Raw genomic sequence first — 1,330 nt, forward strand, 5'->3', positions numbered from 1 at the left:
CTGAGGAATCCCCTAATGATTTTGATAAAAATCATCAAGTTAAGGTAGATACACATCTTGTCGTATGATCAAATGGTTTCGCAAAAAATCAATAACCAGACAACAAGATGTGCGAACTCGATATTTTACACGACTCTCTTTACCAATTCTGCCCTGAATTACACTTAAAACGACTCAACAGTTTAACGTTGGCTTGCCGCGCATTACTTGAGAGTAAAACGCTCACTCTTACCGAGCTTGGTCGTAACCTGCCAACCAAAGCGAGAACAAAACATAACATCAAACGAATCGACCGATTATTAGGTAATCGTCACTTACACAAAGAGCGACTCGCTGTATACCGTTGGCATGCGAGCTTTATCTGTTCGGGCAATTCGATGCCCATTGTTCTTGTGGACTGGTCTGATATTCGTGAGCAAAAACGGCTTATGGTATTGCGAGCTTCAGTCGCACTACACGGTCGTTCTGTTACTCTTTATGAGAAAGCGTTTCCGCTTTCAGAGCAATGTTCAAAGAAAGCTCATGACCAATTCTTAGCCGACCTAGCAAGCATTCTGCCGAGTGATACGACACCGCTCATTGTTACTGATGCAGGCTTTAAAGTGCCATGGTATAAATCCGTTGAAAAGCTAGGTTGGTACTGGTTAAGTCGAGTCAGAGGGAAAGTGCAATATGCAGATTTAGGTGCGGAAAACTGGCAACCTATCAGCAACTTACATAGCATATCCTCAAGTCGCTCAAAGACTTTAGGCTATAAGAGGTTGACTAAGAGCAACCCAATTTCATGTCAAATTGCACTGTATAAATCACGTCCTAAAGGCCGAAAAAATCAGCGTTCGACACGGACTAATTGTCATCATCCATCACCTAAAATCTACTCCGCTTCGACAAAAGAACCATGGGTTTTAGCGACTAACTTGCCCGTTGAAATCCGAACACCCAAGCAACTCGTTAGGATCTACTCAAAGCGTATGCAGATAGAAGAAACCTTCCGAGACTTGAAAAGCCCAGCATACGGTCTAGGACTCCGCCATAGCCGAACTAGCAACCCAGAGCGCTTTGATATCATGCTACTAATCGCCCTAATGCTTCAACTGACATTTTGGCTTGTTGGCGTACATGCACAGAAACAAGGTTGGGATAAACACTTTCAAGCGAACACTGTCAGTAATCGAAATGTACTCTCAACAGTGCGCTTAGGTATGGAAGTTCTGCGGCATTCTGGCTACGCAATAACGAGGAAAGACTTGCTCGTAGCTGCAACCATACTTGCTCAAAATCTATTCAGGTACGGTTGCGCTTTGGGGAAATTATGAGGGGATCCCTCAGC

Annotated in this window: 1 protein-coding gene; it reads left to right on the forward strand. The window is 43.9% G+C overall.

The window, feature by feature from the left end; translation table 11 throughout:
• Window positions 1-107: 107 nt before the first annotated feature.
• Window positions 108-1,316: an IS4 family transposase gene (locus FKQ60_RS17235; RefSeq protein WP_170906822.1), complete on the forward strand. Its 1,209-nt coding sequence runs from the start codon at window positions 108-110 to the stop codon at window positions 1,314-1,316.
• Window positions 1,317-1,330 lie beyond the last annotated feature (14 nt).

The sequence above is a fragment of the Vibrio sp. A11 genome (assembly GCF_013048705.1).
Taxonomy (GTDB): domain Bacteria; phylum Pseudomonadota; class Gammaproteobacteria; order Enterobacterales; family Vibrionaceae; genus Vibrio; species Vibrio metschnikovii.